The 15,243-nt window shown below is 40.4% G+C and carries 18 protein-coding genes; 7 read left to right on the forward strand and 11 right to left on the reverse strand.

Features of this window, described 5'->3' with window-relative positions:
• Nucleotides 1–7: 7 nt before the first annotated feature.
• On the reverse strand, nucleotides 8–535 hold the full coding sequence (locus ACVC7S_RS03455; RefSeq protein WP_447266195.1) for an ECF transporter S component: 528 nt from the start codon (nucleotides 533–535) through the stop codon (nucleotides 8–10).
• 135 nt (nucleotides 536–670) lie between these two features.
• Between ACVC7S_RS03455 and ACVC7S_RS03460 the strand changes: the two genes are divergently transcribed.
• Entirely contained in the window at nucleotides 671–1,039 is a 369-nt protein-coding gene (locus ACVC7S_RS03460; protein WP_096407036.1) for a hypothetical protein, read from the forward strand.
• A gap of 39 nt (nucleotides 1,040–1,078) precedes the next feature.
• Here ACVC7S_RS03460 and ACVC7S_RS03465 read toward each other — a convergent pair whose 3' ends face one another.
• From ACVC7S_RS03465 to coaB, 3 genes are read right to left on the reverse strand one after another with little or no spacing between them, the layout of a single operon-like run.
• Nucleotides 1,079–1,642 carry an ECF transporter S component gene (locus tag ACVC7S_RS03465; RefSeq protein WP_096407038.1) on the reverse strand — a complete coding sequence of 188 codons (564 nt, stop codon included), beginning with the start codon at nucleotides 1,640–1,642 and terminating at the stop codon, nucleotides 1,079–1,081.
• Entirely contained in the window at nucleotides 1,626–2,177 is a 552-nt protein-coding gene (gene coaC, locus ACVC7S_RS03470) for a phosphopantothenoylcysteine decarboxylase (RefSeq protein WP_096407041.1), read from the reverse strand. Before coaC ends, ACVC7S_RS03465 begins: the two co-directional genes overlap by 17 nt.
• 11 nt (nucleotides 2,178–2,188) lie before the next feature.
• Nucleotides 2,189–2,878 carry a phosphopantothenate--cysteine ligase gene (coaB, locus tag ACVC7S_RS03475; RefSeq protein ID WP_096407044.1) on the reverse strand — a complete coding sequence of 230 codons (690 nt, stop codon included), beginning with the start codon at nucleotides 2,876–2,878 and terminating at the stop codon, nucleotides 2,189–2,191.
• A gap of 231 nt (nucleotides 2,879–3,109) precedes the next feature.
• On the opposite strand from coaB, the gene ACVC7S_RS03480 reads away from it, so the two are divergent.
• The 3 genes from ACVC7S_RS03480 (at nucleotide 3,110) to radC (ending at nucleotide 7,976) form a co-directional block, all read left to right on the forward strand.
• Nucleotides 3,110–4,780 carry a formate--tetrahydrofolate ligase gene (locus ACVC7S_RS03480; RefSeq protein ID WP_447266196.1) on the forward strand — a complete coding sequence of 557 codons (1,671 nt, stop codon included), beginning with the start codon at nucleotides 3,110–3,112 and terminating at the stop codon, nucleotides 4,778–4,780.
• 181 nt (nucleotides 4,781–4,961) lie between these two features.
• Complete coding sequence (gene pcrA, locus ACVC7S_RS03485; RefSeq protein WP_447266197.1) at nucleotides 4,962–7,253, forward strand: DNA helicase PcrA; 2,292 nt, start codon at nucleotides 4,962–4,964, stop codon at nucleotides 7,251–7,253.
• A 42-nt stretch (nucleotides 7,254–7,295) separates the two neighbouring features.
• A complete protein-coding gene (radC, locus tag ACVC7S_RS03490; protein ID WP_070838528.1) occupies nucleotides 7,296–7,976 on the forward strand; it encodes a RadC family protein in 681 nt (226 codons plus the stop codon).
• Here radC and ACVC7S_RS03495 read toward each other — a convergent pair.
• The 7 genes from ACVC7S_RS03495 to ACVC7S_RS03525 form a co-directional block, all read right to left on the reverse strand.
• Nucleotides 7,973–8,662, reverse strand: coding sequence for a gamma-glutamyl-gamma-aminobutyrate hydrolase family protein (locus ACVC7S_RS03495; RefSeq protein WP_447266198.1), 690 nt, complete (start codon nucleotides 8,660–8,662; stop codon nucleotides 7,973–7,975). The genes radC and ACVC7S_RS03495 overlap by 4 nt on opposite strands.
• A gap of 15 nt (nucleotides 8,663–8,677) precedes the next feature.
• Nucleotides 8,678–9,319, reverse strand: a complete 642-nt coding sequence (locus ACVC7S_RS03500; RefSeq protein ID WP_000660646.1) for a redox-sensing transcriptional repressor Rex — start codon at nucleotides 9,317–9,319, stop codon at nucleotides 8,678–8,680.
• An 82-nt stretch (nucleotides 9,320–9,401) separates the two neighbouring features.
• Entirely contained in the window at nucleotides 9,402–9,617 is a 216-nt protein-coding gene (locus ACVC7S_RS03505; RefSeq protein ID WP_447266199.1) for a DUF4649 family protein, read from the reverse strand.
• A 6-nt stretch (nucleotides 9,618–9,623) separates the two neighbouring features.
• On the reverse strand, nucleotides 9,624–9,971 hold the full coding sequence (locus tag ACVC7S_RS03510; RefSeq protein WP_096407060.1) for a DUF1831 domain-containing protein: 348 nt from the start codon (nucleotides 9,969–9,971) through the stop codon (nucleotides 9,624–9,626).
• A 4-nt stretch (nucleotides 9,972–9,975) separates the two neighbouring features.
• Nucleotides 9,976–11,091 (reverse strand): cysteine desulfurase family protein, encoded by a 1,116-nt coding sequence (locus tag ACVC7S_RS03515; protein WP_447266200.1) that lies wholly within the window; start codon nucleotides 11,089–11,091, stop codon nucleotides 9,976–9,978.
• A gap of 9 nt (nucleotides 11,092–11,100) precedes the next feature.
• Entirely contained in the window at nucleotides 11,101–12,060 is a 960-nt protein-coding gene (locus ACVC7S_RS03520) for a ribose-phosphate diphosphokinase (protein ID WP_001283848.1), read from the reverse strand.
• 110 nt (nucleotides 12,061–12,170) lie between these two features.
• Nucleotides 12,171–12,740 (reverse strand): CYTH domain-containing protein, encoded by a 570-nt coding sequence (locus ACVC7S_RS03525; RefSeq protein WP_447266201.1) that lies wholly within the window; start codon nucleotides 12,738–12,740, stop codon nucleotides 12,171–12,173.
• Between the two features lie 129 nt (nucleotides 12,741–12,869).
• Between ACVC7S_RS03525 and ACVC7S_RS03530 the strand changes: the two genes are divergently transcribed.
• The 3 genes from ACVC7S_RS03530 to ACVC7S_RS03540 are packed head-to-tail and all read left to right on the forward strand — an operon-like array spanning nucleotide 12,870 to nucleotide 15,236.
• Nucleotides 12,870–13,541, forward strand: a complete 672-nt coding sequence (locus ACVC7S_RS03530) for a GTP pyrophosphokinase (protein ID WP_000151560.1) — start codon at nucleotides 12,870–12,872, stop codon at nucleotides 13,539–13,541.
• Nucleotides 13,525–14,343 (forward strand): NAD kinase, encoded by an 819-nt coding sequence (locus ACVC7S_RS03535; protein ID WP_061407136.1) that lies wholly within the window; start codon nucleotides 13,525–13,527, stop codon nucleotides 14,341–14,343. Before ACVC7S_RS03530 ends, ACVC7S_RS03535 begins: the two co-directional genes overlap by 17 nt.
• Nucleotides 14,340–15,236 (forward strand): RluA family pseudouridine synthase, encoded by an 897-nt coding sequence (locus ACVC7S_RS03540; RefSeq protein ID WP_447266202.1) that lies wholly within the window; start codon nucleotides 14,340–14,342, stop codon nucleotides 15,234–15,236. Before ACVC7S_RS03535 ends, ACVC7S_RS03540 begins: the two co-directional genes overlap by 4 nt.
• The last annotated feature ends 7 nt before the right edge of the window (nucleotides 15,237–15,243 follow it).

The following is a 15,243-nucleotide window of genomic DNA, read 5'->3' on the forward strand; positions in this document are numbered from 1 at the left end:
TTTCCTTTTAGCGACGTTTTCGAAGCACTTTAAAGACAGCTAGTGCTAATGTATAGTCTACCATACTATGGATAATTGTACCAAAACCAACTAGGACAAAGAGAACATAAAACATATTTTCAATATTTGTCCCTGAAGTAGCATAGAAGATGATACAAGCTATTACTTCAGCGATAGCATGAACAACACCCAAAACAAAGTTAAAAATCCAAGATGTCTTCGGTTTATCCAAGGTTTCAGGGAATTTCTTTAAGTACAAAGCCCCCAAAGTACCAAAAACGATGTGAGAGAAGGCGCGCAGGACGATAACCATGGGATAGCCTGCCATCAGGAAGCCAAGACTAGAAGCAATAATCACAAAAGCAGCCATCAAAGGCGAAAGAAACATGGCGATAAAGATGGGGATATGACTTCCCAAGGTGTAAGAAGCTGGTGGGATAACGATTTTAAAAGGCATAATGATTGGAATCAAAATCGCTATTGCAGTGAGTAGGGCAGTCATGGTCATAAACTGCGTTTTTTTTCGTATATCCATAAGAACCTCCATTTATCTGTATATACATAAGTATAGTACAATAAATAGTCAGCCAAGTCAAGGTTCAATATTGATTTTTAAGACATATTTGGTTAAAATGTGGTAAAGAATAATAGGAACTGAGGAGAAATTGTGATGATACTTTTTGTTTACCTAATCGTGGTAATCGTGATGATGTCAAAGCAGAAAAAAGAAGGGAAAGTAGTCTCAGGTTGGACTCGCTTCCTAGTTTATAGTTTATTGGTCCTTTCGTTAATCTCTCTATTAGCAGGTGTTTTGGCTCTTTCACTTGTCTTTAATCCCTTAGTAGGATTTTACTATATGGAAGTTATAGGAATCATGTTAGAAATTGTTCATTTTGTCAATATGATGATTACTTTGGGTTTGATTTTATTGTCGGTAAGTATATACTTGGATAGTCAGAGAAACCAAGAACCAACTCCTCTTTCGCATCATGTAGTGAGACTCGGTGTTCACATTCTTTTGATTATTCTCATGCATTAAATATGAAAACTCCACTTTCATTACGAAAGTGGAGTTGTTTTATTTTTTCAAGGTTTGTAAACGTGGGACAATTGCTACTGTTAGAACTGCAGAGATGACAAGCTCAGCAATTGAGTTGGTTGAAATAACAGTTGCAAGGAGTTTTTGGATATTTCCATCGAAGACATTTCCAAAAAGGAAGAAGATTCCCCCAAGTACAAAGACTGTATTTGTAAGTGAACCAAGAGCTCCGGCAATGATGAGACCCGTTCTGTTTTTCAATAGTTTATAAACTAGATAAGGTGTCAGACCAATCAAAACGCGAGGGACAATAGCGATAATCGCAGAATAGATGTTTCCGTTCGGTACGAATGGAGAGAAGAGGTAGCTGGTTGGAAGGATTGTAATCGTGTTAACCGTCAAGCTGAGTAGCCCCATCAAGAAACCGAGTGTAACACCAACTCGTGGGCCGTAAATAATACTTGCAATAATAACAGGAATATGCACGATAGTTGGTTTAATTGGGAATGGGAATAGATTAAATAAGAGTGAGCTCAGAAAGTGAATGACCAACATGGTCGCAAAAAAGATAGCAATCGGGGCAATATTAGAGCGTTTTTTCATTGAGTGTTTCCTTTATTCTTTCTAAAATAATATCCAGGTCTGCCAAAGCTCCCCTTCCGTAGTCTCCACAAGCAAGTAAGGATTCTTTTGGAGAGATAAGCTTGTAACCATATGTTTCTAAAGTTTTAAGGTTTGTCTGAGTTGCCGGATGGTCATACATCTTTGTATTCATGGCTGGAGCTAAGAGTTTAGGGATGTGACTCGGTAGGGCAAGAGCCGTACTGGTCACCATATTATCCGCAAAACCGTGCGCAAGTTTGGCAATGGTATTAGCAGTAGCAGGGACAACGATAAAAAGGTCTGTTTCTTTTCCTCTTTCGATATGATTGACTTGATCAGGATAGGGTTCCTGCATGACATCAAGGTGAACTGGATTTTGTGAGAGTACCTGTAGTGTCAAAGGCTGGATAAACTCTCTTGCCGCTTCGGTCATTAAGACAGTGACATCATGGCCTTGTTTTTTCAAAGAACTGACTAAATCAGCTGCTTTATAGGAGGCAATGGAACCTGTCACTGCGATTAGAATGTTTGCCATGGCTTTCCTTTCTATGAATCGTAAGCATGAATTTTCTCAAGGAGAAGTTCTGCTATTTCTTCTTTGGTTTGAACGGTTTGAAGACGATCTTTCTCAACAAAGATTGCCCGATGCTGATATGCTGAGATTTGAGTCAGGTCATTTGCGATGATTATGTTAGCCTGGTTCTTGACAAGACTCTGTCTTGCAACTTCAATAAGATGATCTTCAGTAACATCAACCAACAGTTTGAAACCAATCAAATGAATAGAAGGATTCCACTCTTTGACTAGAGAGATGATTTTGGGTGTTTTTTTCAAAAATAAAACCTGCACCTCATCAGTTGAAGAAATCTTAGCTTCTTTATTTTTCTTATCTAATAATTCTTCCAGATTAGAACTCGTCTTAACTTCATCTAGTCCAGTCATATAAACAGGAGTGTAGTCAGAAACTGCCATCGAATGAATCAAGACCTGATAATCTTGAACACACTCTTTCATTTCTAAAAGAAGATCATTCGTATTTTTGATTTCTAGAATGGTTAGATGGGGATGAGGTTCTGGCTTAAGAGCACTAGGAGTCGTAATCAGACAAACCTCATGACCAGTAGCAAGTAGGGTTTCGGTGATGATTTTCCCCAAGCGACCAGTCGAGTGATTCGTGATAGAGCGGACGCTATCGATTGCTTCACTTGTACCGCCTGACGTAACTAAAATTTTCATAGGACTATTGTACCAAAAAATAAAATAGAATCAAAAGAAAGCGTTTGTTTTTTTATCTAATTTTCCTGCAAGATTATAGTTTTTGGCTATAAAAACTTATAAAAAGTAGAAAAGATGACTAAAATTGGACTTAAAACTTGATGTTTATAAACTTTACTAAGCTTTTTGTATGTGAAAAAACTTTTTTTGTGTTATAATGAGTTATCATATTAGAGGTTAGAGGAGTTTGCTATGAAAACAGATATTGAAATCGCACAGAGTATTGAGTTGAAGCCAATCGTGGATGTTGTGGAGAAACTTGGGATTTCTTACGATGATTTGGAGTTGTATGGAAAGTACAAGGCTAAGCTCAGCTTTGATAAAATTCGAGCAGTTGAGAGCAATCCAGTTGGGAAATTGATCTTGGTTACTGCCATCAACCCAACACCTGCTGGTGAAGGGAAGTCAACCATTACTATTGGTCTTGCAGATGCCTTAAACAAAATCGGCAAGAAAACCATGATTGCCATTCGCGAACCGTCACTTGGTCCAGTAATGGGGATTAAAGGTGGTGCTGCTGGTGGTGGTTATGCCCAAGTGTTGCCAATGGAAGACATCAACCTCCACTTTACTGGAGATATGCATGCCATTACAACTGCCAACAACGCCCTTTCTGCTTTAATTGACAATCACTTGCACCAAGGGAATGATCTTGGAATTGACCAACGTCGTATTCTTTGGAAACGTGTAGTGGACTTGAATGACCGCGCACTTCGTCATGTGACCGTTGGACTTGGTGGCCCTCTAAATGGTATTCCACGTGAGGATGGTTTTGATATTACAGTTGCTTCTGAAATCATGGCGATTTTGTGCTTGGCGACGGACATCGAGGACTTGAAACGCCGTTTGGCGAATATCGTTATCGGATATCGTTACGACCGTACCCCTGTTTCTGTAGGTGATTTGAAGGTTGAAGGTGCCTTGGCTTTGATCTTGAAGGATGCCATTAAACCGAACTTGGTTCAGACAATTTATGGTACACCTGCCTTTGTACATGGTGGTCCATTTGCCAACATTGCTCATGGATGTAACTCTGTTTTGGCAACAAGCACAGCCCTTCGCTTGGCTGATTACACTGTTACTGAAGCTGGTTTTGGTGCAGACCTTGGCGCTGAGAAATTCCTTGATATCAAGACACCAAACTTGCCAACTTCTCCAGATGCGGTAGTTATCGTTGCAACCCTCCGTGCCCTTAAGATGAATGGTGGTGTGGCTAAAGATGCTTTGACAGAGGAAAATGTTGAAGCGGTTCGTGCAGGTTTTGCTAACTTGAAACGCCACGTTGAAAATATTCGTAAGTTTGGTATTCCAGCAGTTGTTGCGATTAATGAATTTGTCACTGATACAGAAGCTGAAATTGCAGCCTTGAAAGAACTTTGTGCTTCTATTGATGTGCCAGTTGAACTAGCAAGTGTCTGGGCTGATGGGGCAGAAGGTGGTGTAGCACTTGCCGATACACTTGTCAAGACAATCTCTGAAAATCCAGCCAACTATACTCGTCTTTATGACAACGATCTTTCTGTTCAAGAAAAGATTGAAAAGATTGTTATTGAAATCTACCGTGGTAGCAAAGTGAACTTTGAGAAGAAAGCTCAAACGCAAATTGCTCAAATCGTTCAGAATGGTTGGGACAAATTGCCAATCTGTATGGCGAAAACTCAGTACAGTTTCTCTGATAATCCAAATGCACTTGGAGCACCAGAAAACTTTGAAATTACCATTCGTGAATTGGTACCAAAATTGGGTGCAGGCTTCATCGTTGCCCTAACTGGTGATGTCATGACCATGCCAGGTCTTCCAAAACGTCCAGCTGCTCTTAATATGGATGTTGAAAGCGATGGAACCGTTCTAGGATTGTTCTAATAGTTTAATTGAATTAAAATGAGTTTGGAAATAATATCCAAGCTCATTTTTTATCTAGATTTAAGGAGTTGTCTTCAGCTGATAATAGAGTTACTTTCTAGACGCAATCAGTCTAGCTAAAGATATTTTCCCTAATTTCTGATATAATAGAAACATTGACTTCAAGAGTAAGGAAGAGAAAATGAACGCATTATTGAATGGAATGAATGACCGTCAAGCTGAGGCGGTGCAAACGACAGAAGGGCCCTTGTTGATCATGGCTGGTGCTGGTTCTGGGAAGACTCGTGTTTTAACTCACAAAATCGCCTACTTGATTGATGAAAAGATGGTCAATCCTTGGAATATCTTGGCCATTACCTTTACCAATAAGGCGGCGCGTGAGATGAAGGAGCGCGCCTATGGCCTCAATCCAGCAACACAGGACTGCCTAATTGCGACCTTTCACTCCATGTGTGTTCGTATTTTGCGTCGTGATGCGGATCATATTGGCTACAATCGGAACTTCACCATTGTAGATCCAGGAGAACAGCGAACTCTCATGAAACGCATTCTCAAGCAGTTGAACTTGGATCCTAAAAAATGGAATGAACGGACTATTTTGGGAACCATTTCCAATGCTAAGAATGACCTGATTGATGATGTGGCTTATGCTGCCCAAGCTGGCGATATGTACACACAAATCGTGGCCCAGTGTTATACAGCCTATCAGAAAGAGCTTCGTCAGTCTGAATCCGTTGACTTTGATGATTTAATTATGTTGACTTTGCGTCTCTTTGATCAGAATCCTGATGTCTTGACCTACTATCAGCAGAAGTTCCAGTACATTCATGTTGATGAGTACCAAGATACCAACCATGCCCAGTACCAACTGGTCAAACTCTTGGCTTCACGCTTTAAAAATATCTGCGTAGTCGGTGATGCTGACCAGTCTATTTACGGTTGGCGTGGGGCTGATATGCAGAATATCTTGGATTTTGAGAAAGATTACCCTAACGCCAAGGTCGTTTTGTTAGAGGAAAATTACCGTTCAACCAAAACCATTCTCCAAGCTGCTAACGACGTCATCAAAAACAATAAAAATCGTCGTCCTAAGAATCTCTGGACCCAGAATGCTGATGGGGAACAGATTATTTACTATCGTGCAAATGACGAACAGGATGAGGCTGTTTTTGTAGCCAAAACCATCGACGAACTTAGTCGTAGTCAAAACTTCCTCCACAAAGACTTTGCAGTTCTCTATCGAACTAACGCCCAGTCTCGTACTATTGAGGAGGCCCTCCTAAAGTCCAATATTCCTTATACTATGGTCGGCGGAACCAAGTTCTACAGCCGTAAAGAAATCCGTGACATTATAGCTTATCTTAACCTCATTGCCAATTTGAGTGATAATATCAGTTTTGAGCGCATTATCAACGAGCCTAAACGCGGAATTGGCCCAGGAACCGTTGAGAAAATTCGTGACTTTGCCAATATGCAAGACATGTCTATGCTGGATGCTTCAGCCAATATCATGTTGTCTGGCATCAAAGGAAAAGCAGCCCAGTCAATTTGGGACTTTGCCAATATGATCTTGGATTTGCGAGAAAAACTGGATCAATTAACTATCACCGAGCTGGTTGAGGCTGTTCTAGAAAAAACTGGTTATATCGATATTCTCAATGCCCAAGCGACCTTAGAAAGCAAGGCAAGGGTTGAAAATATCGAAGAGTTCCTATCTGTTACCAAGAATTTTGACGACAATCCTGATAGTCAAGAAGAGGAAACAGGTTTAGATAGACTCAGTCGTTTCTTGAATGACTTGGCTTTGATTGCAGATACGGATACAGGCAGTCAGGAGACATCAGAAGTGACCTTGATGACCCTCCATGCAGCTAAGGGACTTGAGTTCCCAGTTGTCTTTATTATCGGGATGGAGGAGAATGTCTTTCCCCTTAGCCGTGCAGCTGAAGATCCAGATGAACTGGAAGAAGAACGCCGTTTGGCCTATGTCGGTATCACACGAGCAGAAAAGATCCTCTATCTGACCAATGCCAACTCTCGCTTGCTTTTCGGTCGTACAAATTATAACCGTCCAACACGTTTCATCAATGAAATCAGTTCGGACTTGCTCGAGTATCAAGGTTTGGCCCGTCCAGCGAATACTAGCTTTAAAGCCTCTTATAGCAGTGGTGGGATTGCTTTCGGTCAAGGTATGAGCTTAGCTCAGGCCCTTCAAGAACGGAAACGCAATGCTGCACCAAGCTCTATCCAGTCAAGTGGTCTTCCGTTTGGACAGTTTACATCCGGAAATAAAAAAGATTCAAGCGATACCAACTGGTCTATTGGAGATATTGCACTTCACAAGAAGTGGGGTGAAGGAACAGTCCTTGAAGTGTCGGGTAGTGGCGCTACTCAGGAATTGAAAATCAATTTCCCAGAAGTAGGGCTGAAAAAACTCTTAGCAAGTGTAGCCCCAATTGAGAAAAAAATCTAATTTTCCATCCTTCTCACGAATAATAAAGTGAGGAGGATTTTTATGTACAGTATTTCATTCCAAGAAGATTCACTCTTGCCTAGAGAAAGACTAGTTAAAGAGGGAGTAGAGGCTCTGAGCAATCAAGAATTACTAGCTATTCTGCTCAGAACGGGAACGCGTCAGGCCAATGTTTTTGAAATCGCTCAGAAAGTCTTGAATAGTTTGACCAGTCTAACCGATCTGAAAAAAATGACCCTGCAGGAATTGCAGAGTCTGTCTGGTATAGGGCGAATAAAAGCCATTGAACTACAAGCGGTGATTGAACTGGGACATCGGATTCACAAACATGAAACCCTTGAGATGGAAAGTATTCTCAGTAGTCAAAAGCTAGCCAAGAAAATGCAACAGGAACTTGGCGACAAAAAACAAGAGCACCTAGTGGCGCTCTATCTCAATACTCAAAATCAAATCATTCATCAGCAGACCATCTTTATTGGATCCGCGACACGTAGCATTGCTGAACCGAGGGAAATCCTTCACTATGCATTGAAGCATATGGCTACCTCAGTGATTCTCGTTCACAATCATCCATCTGGTGCTGTATCTCCTAGTCGAAACGACAACCATGTCACTAAACTAGTCAAGGAAGCCTGCGAACTGATGGGAATTGTGTTCTTGGACCATCTGATTGTCTCGCACTCTGATTATTTTAGTTACCGTGAAAAGACGGATTTGATTTAAAGTTCATTTACAACATAGTCAAATAGTGTTTTATCCTTGGGGCGATTTTCAAATAGAAATTCTGGATGCCATTGGACGCCGAGAAATGGGATGTCATCTGTTGTTACGATTGCCTCGATAATCCTATCCTTGGGATCATAGGCCACAACCTTTAAATTTGGAGCCAAATCCTTGATACTCTGATGGTGGAAGGAGTTAATATGAGAGATTTCTCCGTAAATTTCTCTGAGAACAGTATCTGGTTCGGTAAGAAGTCGCTGGGTAGTGTATTCGGCTGAACAATCCTGCCAGTGGTCTTCGATATCTTGGTGAAGTGTGCCTCCCATGGCAACATTAAAAAGCTGGGTCCCACGACAAACAGAAAAAATCGGTTTTTTCTGCTGGATAGCTTCTTTGATAAGAGCTAGTTCAAAGATATCCCTTTGTAAATGGTAGTCATCGCTGTCAATTATTTTTGGCTCACCATAGAATTTTGGATCGACATTTTGCCCTCCAGTTAGGATGAGTTTATCAATCATTCCTATATAGTGGCTAGCCATTTCTTGGTCACCAATCGGAAGGATAATGGGAATTCCGCCAGCGTCCTTGACTCCTTCAACAAAGCCTTTTGCAGCATAGCTCATCATGATGTCATCGTCTGGATGAGCTTTTTCATTTCCTGTAATCCCAATAACTGGTTTATTCATAAATGCTTTCGCTTTCTAATCCTCTTTCCGCATAAAATAGAGGAGGGTTTGGAGTTCACTTGTCAAATCGACGTACTGAACAACCACATCTTTTGGAAGGTGCAGGTGGACAGGAGAAAAACTGAGAATGCCTTTTACACCAGCATCTACCAAGAGGTTGGCTACTTCTTGGGATTTGACACTTGGAACAGTTAGGATAGCAGTTTTAACGTCTGCGTCCTTAATCTTTTCCTTGATTTGAGATATACCATAGATGGGAATCCCGTCAGCAGTCTCAGTACCGACTTCAGGATGGTCATCCAGGTCAAAGGCCATGATAATCTTCATTTTGTTGCGCTCGTGGAAGCGGTAGTGGAGAAGGGCATGCCCCATATTACCAATCCCAACCAACATAACATTGGTGATGGAGTTATCATTTAGGAGGTCAGCAAAAAATGTCATGAGTTTTTTAACATCATAACCAAATCCACGTCTTCCTAGTTCACCAAAGTAGGAAAAATCACGACGGACAGTCGCAGAATCGATGCCGATAGCCTCTGCAATTTGTTTAGAATTGGCACGTTCGATTTTTTCTGCATGAAATCTCTTGAAAATTCGATAGTAAAGTGAGAGTCTTTTTGCTGTTGCTTTTGGAATAGCAGACTGTTTTTCTTTCACAAAATCACAACCTTTCTATTCTTCTATTTTATAGAAACATTGTGAAAAAATCAACAAAAATAAGAAAAAACTAAGAAAATTCTTAGTTTTTATCTAAAAAATGAACTTGTGATAGAAATCGATAGAGATCTCCGACTAAACCTTGGTAGATCACTTTACCGTTAAGGGTTAATGAGGTAACCAGAAATGTATCTGGTAGAGTCACACATCCTGATAAGGATAACATGAGTTCATCGTAGTCGGTATATTCAAGCATGCGCTCAATTTGGTAACTATCTAAGTAGGTGAGACGATACATGAGGTCTTATCTTTCCTCTTTAGTGAAAATCCCACGTTCCACAAGACTATCCATGAGGAAGTAGAATTTTTCTTGGTGGATATGGTGATCATCTGATTTAAAGATATCTACCAAACGAAGACCGGATTTGTCAGTAATGTTGAGTTTTACACCTGTAAGGTCTTTATTGATGATGATTTTTAGTTTGAAACCTTCACCACTATTAGGTACTTTCTCAAGTAGACGAGTCAGTTCGTAGTTTCCTACTTTTGTTTCAAAGAAAGTATTGTCTTTGAGTGTGAACTTTTTAACAGTTGGACTAAGTGTATAGTTGTAGCGACAGTTTTGTAGTTTAATGGTTTTTTCGAATGCCATTAGTTTAATCTCCAATAATATTTTTTAAGGTTTGTGCGAGTTGTTTCAGTTCTTCCTCAGTGTTGAGAGGAGAGAGACTGATACGGACAGATTCTTTTAAACGAGGCGAATCGGGTCCATAGAAAGCTTCGAGTACATGACTGGTTTGCACAATACCAGCAGTACAAGCGGAACCAGTTGAAATTGAAATTCCCTCAAGGTCTAAGCGAAGTAAAAGCAAATCATTTTTCTGACCAGGAAAACCGATATTAAAAACATAAGGCAGTTGGTTGTGACTTTCATTGAGATAGTAGTCTAAATCGGCAATCTCTTCTAAAAAAGTAGCTTTAAGTGTGCTTAGTTTTTGGTAATGATCAACTTGATAAACCAGATCTTCTTTGAGAGCAGCAACCATGCCTACAATGGCTGCAAGGTTTTCTGTTCCAGCCCGTTTTTTTTGCTCTTGGTCCCCACCGTGAAGGTAGGAATCAAAGTCCATAGATGAAGCGTAGAGGAAACCAACTCCTTTTGGTCCATGGAATTTATGGGCAGACGCACTGAGGAAATCAATTCCTAATTCCTCAGGATGGATAGGAATTTTCCCGATGGCTTGTACAGCATCTACATGATAAGCAACAGGATGGTCTTTTAAAATATGTCCAATCTCAGCAATAGGCAAGAGACTCCCAGTTTCATTATTAGCATACATGGTAGAAACGAGGATGGTATCGTCACGTAAGGCTTCTTGAATCTGTTGGGCAGTGATTTCTTGATTTACTGGTTGGATAATTGTCGCTTCAAAGCCAAAATGTTGAACCAGATAATCAACGGTTTCAAGTACAGAATGGTGTTCAATAGCTGTAGTGATGATATGTTTGCCACGTTCCTGATGACGGAGACAATAGCCGATAATGGCTGTATTGTTACTTTCTGTACCACCAGACGTGAAAAAGATATGTTGAGGTTTGGTTTCAAGTAAGTGAGCCAAGTCCTGACGAGCTTCACGGAGCAGTTTACCAGCATGACGACCATGACTGTGAATACTTGAAGGATTACCATGGGTTTCTTGCATAACCTTGGTCATTTCTGCGATAGCTACAGCTGACATAGGTGTAGTTGCAGCATTGTCCAAATAAATCAAAGAATCACCTTATTTCTTTTTGTTGTAGGCAAAGAGTGGGCTGACTGGTTTTCTTTCATGAATACGGATGATAGCATCACCGAGCAATTCGCTAGCAGTAATGTAACATACATTTTTAGGAGTTCTTTCTTTTGTTGCTACAGAGTCCGTTACAAGGATTTCTTTAATGTTAGTTGCGTCTAGAAGTTCAGCAGCACCTTCTACAAAGAGGCCGTGACTAGAGACCGCATAGATTTCAGTTGCCCCTTCGCGTTCAACGATTTTTGCTGCTTCAGAGAAAGTACGACCAGTATTTAGGATATCGTCAATCAGGATGGCTTTCTTACCTTCAACATCCCCAATGATATAGCCCTCACTTCGTTCTGAGTCATCTTGAGCATAGTCAATGATAGCGATTGGAGCATCCAAGTATTCAGCTAAGCTACGAGCACGTTTAACACCAGAGTTTTTTGGACTAACCACAACGACATCAGAACCAAGAAGACCTTTGTCACAGTAGTGTTTAGCAAATAGAGGAATTGTATAAAGATTGTCCACAGGAATGTCGAAGAAACCTTGTACCTGTACAGCATGGAGATCGAGAGTTAGAACACGATCAACCCCAGCTTTTACTAACATATTTGAAACCAATTTAGCTGTCAGTGGTTCACGGGAAGAAGCGATGCGATCCTGACGCGCATAGCCAAAGTAAGGAAGTACGACGTTGATACTATGAGCACTGGCGCGAACACAGGCATCAACCATAATCAATAATTCCATCAAGTGGTTGCTAACTGGGTAGCTTGTTGATTGAATGATATAGACGTCATACCCCCGAACACTCTCTTCGATATTGACTTGGATTTCACCATCAGAAAATTGACGTGAAGATAATTTTCCAAGAGGGACACCAACAGTATCAGCAATCTTTTGAGCGATTTCTGGGTTAGAGTTTAGGGTGAAAAGTTTCATGTTGTTTCTATCTGACATTATAGACCGTCCTCTGTAAACTTTGTGAATCTTCTTTGGAAAAGTTTCTTTTCTTAATGAAGATTCTATTATTTTTATCTTTTCTATTTTACCAAAAAAAGGAGATTATTTCAGCTTTTTTTCATGTTTTTAATGAATCGAATTAATTTTGATGGAGCCTTCTGGTAAGTTATGTGATTTTCATCTAAAAATTGCTGAAAATCGACTTTTCCTTGTTCAAAATCTCTGACTTCAAGTTCCAGTTCGTAGTCGGTTTGACCAAAGTAATGGCTTTGATCTAAGGCCATCAAACCGATATCGTTTTCCATTTCGTAACGAATCGTTTCAAGACAACCTAGAATAAGCCAGTTATGGCTTTCAATACCAATCTCAGTAAGTTTCTCCAGAACAATCCCTTGAGGTAGGATCTGTTTTTCTAAATAATATTCAGCTTCTGAAAGAGTCATTTTTTGATTGTATTCCATATTTCCAATAGTTTGAGGAACTTTCAAGGTTAATTCAGCGCAATCTGAAAGGGCGCGAATGCGCATGGCAACCTTTTTTTCGCGCAACTGGAAATCAGGCGTGTCAATGTAGTAGTTTTTTTGGTGAACAGGAGCTATATGGGCAAACTGTTTTTTTAAATGATTGTAGTCATCTTTTTTCAGTAGTGTTTTCAGTTCAATTTCTAATTGTTTCATTTTTCTAACCTTTTCTTTATCTTTGAAAGCGGATTTATGGTATAATGTACAATGTATTTATTGTATAAGATTGTAGTGAAAAAATCAAAAATTTTTAACAGCACAATCTCATACTAAAAGGGAGAAAATATGACCATAGAATGGGAAGAATTTTTAGATCCTTACATTCAAGCTGTTGGTGAATTGAAGATTAAACTTCGTGGGATTCGCAAACAGTACCGTAAGCAAAACAAGCATTCTCCGATTGAGTTTGTAACTGGTCGGGTAAAACCGATTGAAAGTATCAAAGAAAAAATGGCTCGTCGAGGAATTACTTATGCAACTCTGGAAAATGACTTGCAAGATATCGCAGGGCTACGTGTCATGGTTCAGTTTGTTGATGACGTGGAAGAAGTTGTTGCAATTCTACGTAAACGTCACGATATGAGAGTCGTTCAGGAACGAGATTATATCAACCATCGTAAGGCGTCGGGTTATCGTTCTTATCATGTTGTTGTCGAATATACTGTAGATACGATAAATGGGGCTAAGACCATTCTCGCCGAGATTCAAATACGGACTTTGGCTATGAACTTTTGGGCTACCATTGAGCATTCGCTCAATTATAAGTACCAGGGGGACTTTCCAGAGGAAATAAAAGAAAGACTGGAAATCACTGCCAAAATAGCTCATCAGCTAGATGAAGAAATGGGCAAGATTCGAGATGACATTCAGGAAGCTCAGGCACTCTTTGATCCTTTGAGTAGAAAACTAAACGACGGTGTAGGAAATAGTGACGATACAGATGAAGAATACAGGTAAGCGAGTTGACCTCATAGCTAATAGAAAGCCGCAGAGTCAGAAAGTTTTACATAAACTGAGGGAAAAACTCAAAAAACAGCATTTTATAATTAATGACACAAATCCGGATATCGTTATTTCGATTGGTGGAGATGGGATGCTTTTGTCTGCTTTTCACAAGTACGAGAACCAGTTAGACAAGGTTCGATTTGTAGGTGTACATACAGGACACTTGGGATTTTACACGGATTACCGTGACTTTGAGTTGGACCAGTTGGTTACCAATCTCCAACTGGATTCTGGAGCCAAGGTTTCTTATCCAGTCCTGAATGTCAAAGTGACACTTGAAAACGGTGATGTAAAAACCTTCCGTGCTCTAAATGAAGCGAGCATCCGTCGATCAGATCGCACCATGGTCGCGGATATCATCATTAACCATGTTCCGTTTGAGAGATTTCGTGGAGATGGAGTGACTGTTTCAACGCCAACGGGAAGTACTGCCTACAACAAGTCCTTGGGTGGAGCTGTCTTGCATCCGACCATTGAAGCCTTGCAACTGACTGAAATTGCAAGTCTCAATAATCGAGTTTATCGGACTCTAGGTTCGTCAATTATTGTTCCGAAGAAAGACAAAATTGAGCTTTTACCAACTCGTAATGACTATCACACGCTATCTGTTGACAATAGTACCTATTCTTTCCGAAATATAGAACGGATTGAGTACCAAATCGACCATCACAAGATTCACTTTGTAGCAACACCAAGTCACACTAGTTTCTGGAATCGTGTCAAAGATGCCTTTATCGGCGAGGTGGACGAATGAGGTTCGAATTTATCGCAGATGAACATGTCAAGGTCAAAACCTTTCTGAAGAAACACGAGGTTTCTAAAGGACTGTTGGCTAAGATAAAGTTTCGAGGTGGGGCTATCCTAGTCAATGATCGACCTCAGAATGCGACTTATCTCTTAGATATTGGAGATAGGGTTACCATAGATATTCCAGCAGAGGAAGGCTTTGAAACCCTTGAAGCCATTGACCGTCCTTTAGATATCTTGTATGAGGATGACCACTTTTTGGTTTTGAATAAACCTTATGGAGTTGCCTCCATTCCTAGTGTCAATCATTCCAATACCATTGCGAATTTTATCAAAGGCTACTATGTTAAGCAGGAATACGAAAACCAGCAGGTTCATATCGTGACCAGACTGGATCGGGATACATCTGGTTTGATGCTCTTTGCCAAGCACGGTTATGCTCATGCACGATTAGACAAGCAACTGCAACGAAAGTCTATCGAAAAACGTTACTTTGCCTTGGTTAAGGGCAATGGGGATTTGGAACCAGAAGGGGAGATTATTGCTCCGATTGCGCGTGATGTGGACTCCATTATCACGAGAAGGGTTGCCAAGGGTGGAAAATACGCCCATACCTCTTACAAAGTTGTAGCGTCTTATGGAGATATTCACCTGATCGATATTCGATTGCATACTGGGCGAACCCATCAGATTAGAGTGCATTTTTCTCATATCGGTTTTCCCTTGTTGGGAGACGATCTTTATGGAGGTAGCCTAGACGATGGGATTCAACGACAGGCCTTGCATTGCCATTTCTTATCATTTTATCATCCCTTTCTAGAGCAAGAGTTGCAACTAGAAAGCTCCTTGCCGGATGATTTCAGCAATCTTATTACTCAGTTATCAACTAATACTCTTTAAAATCTAT

Source organism: Streptococcus sp. Z556 (genome assembly GCF_053010225.1).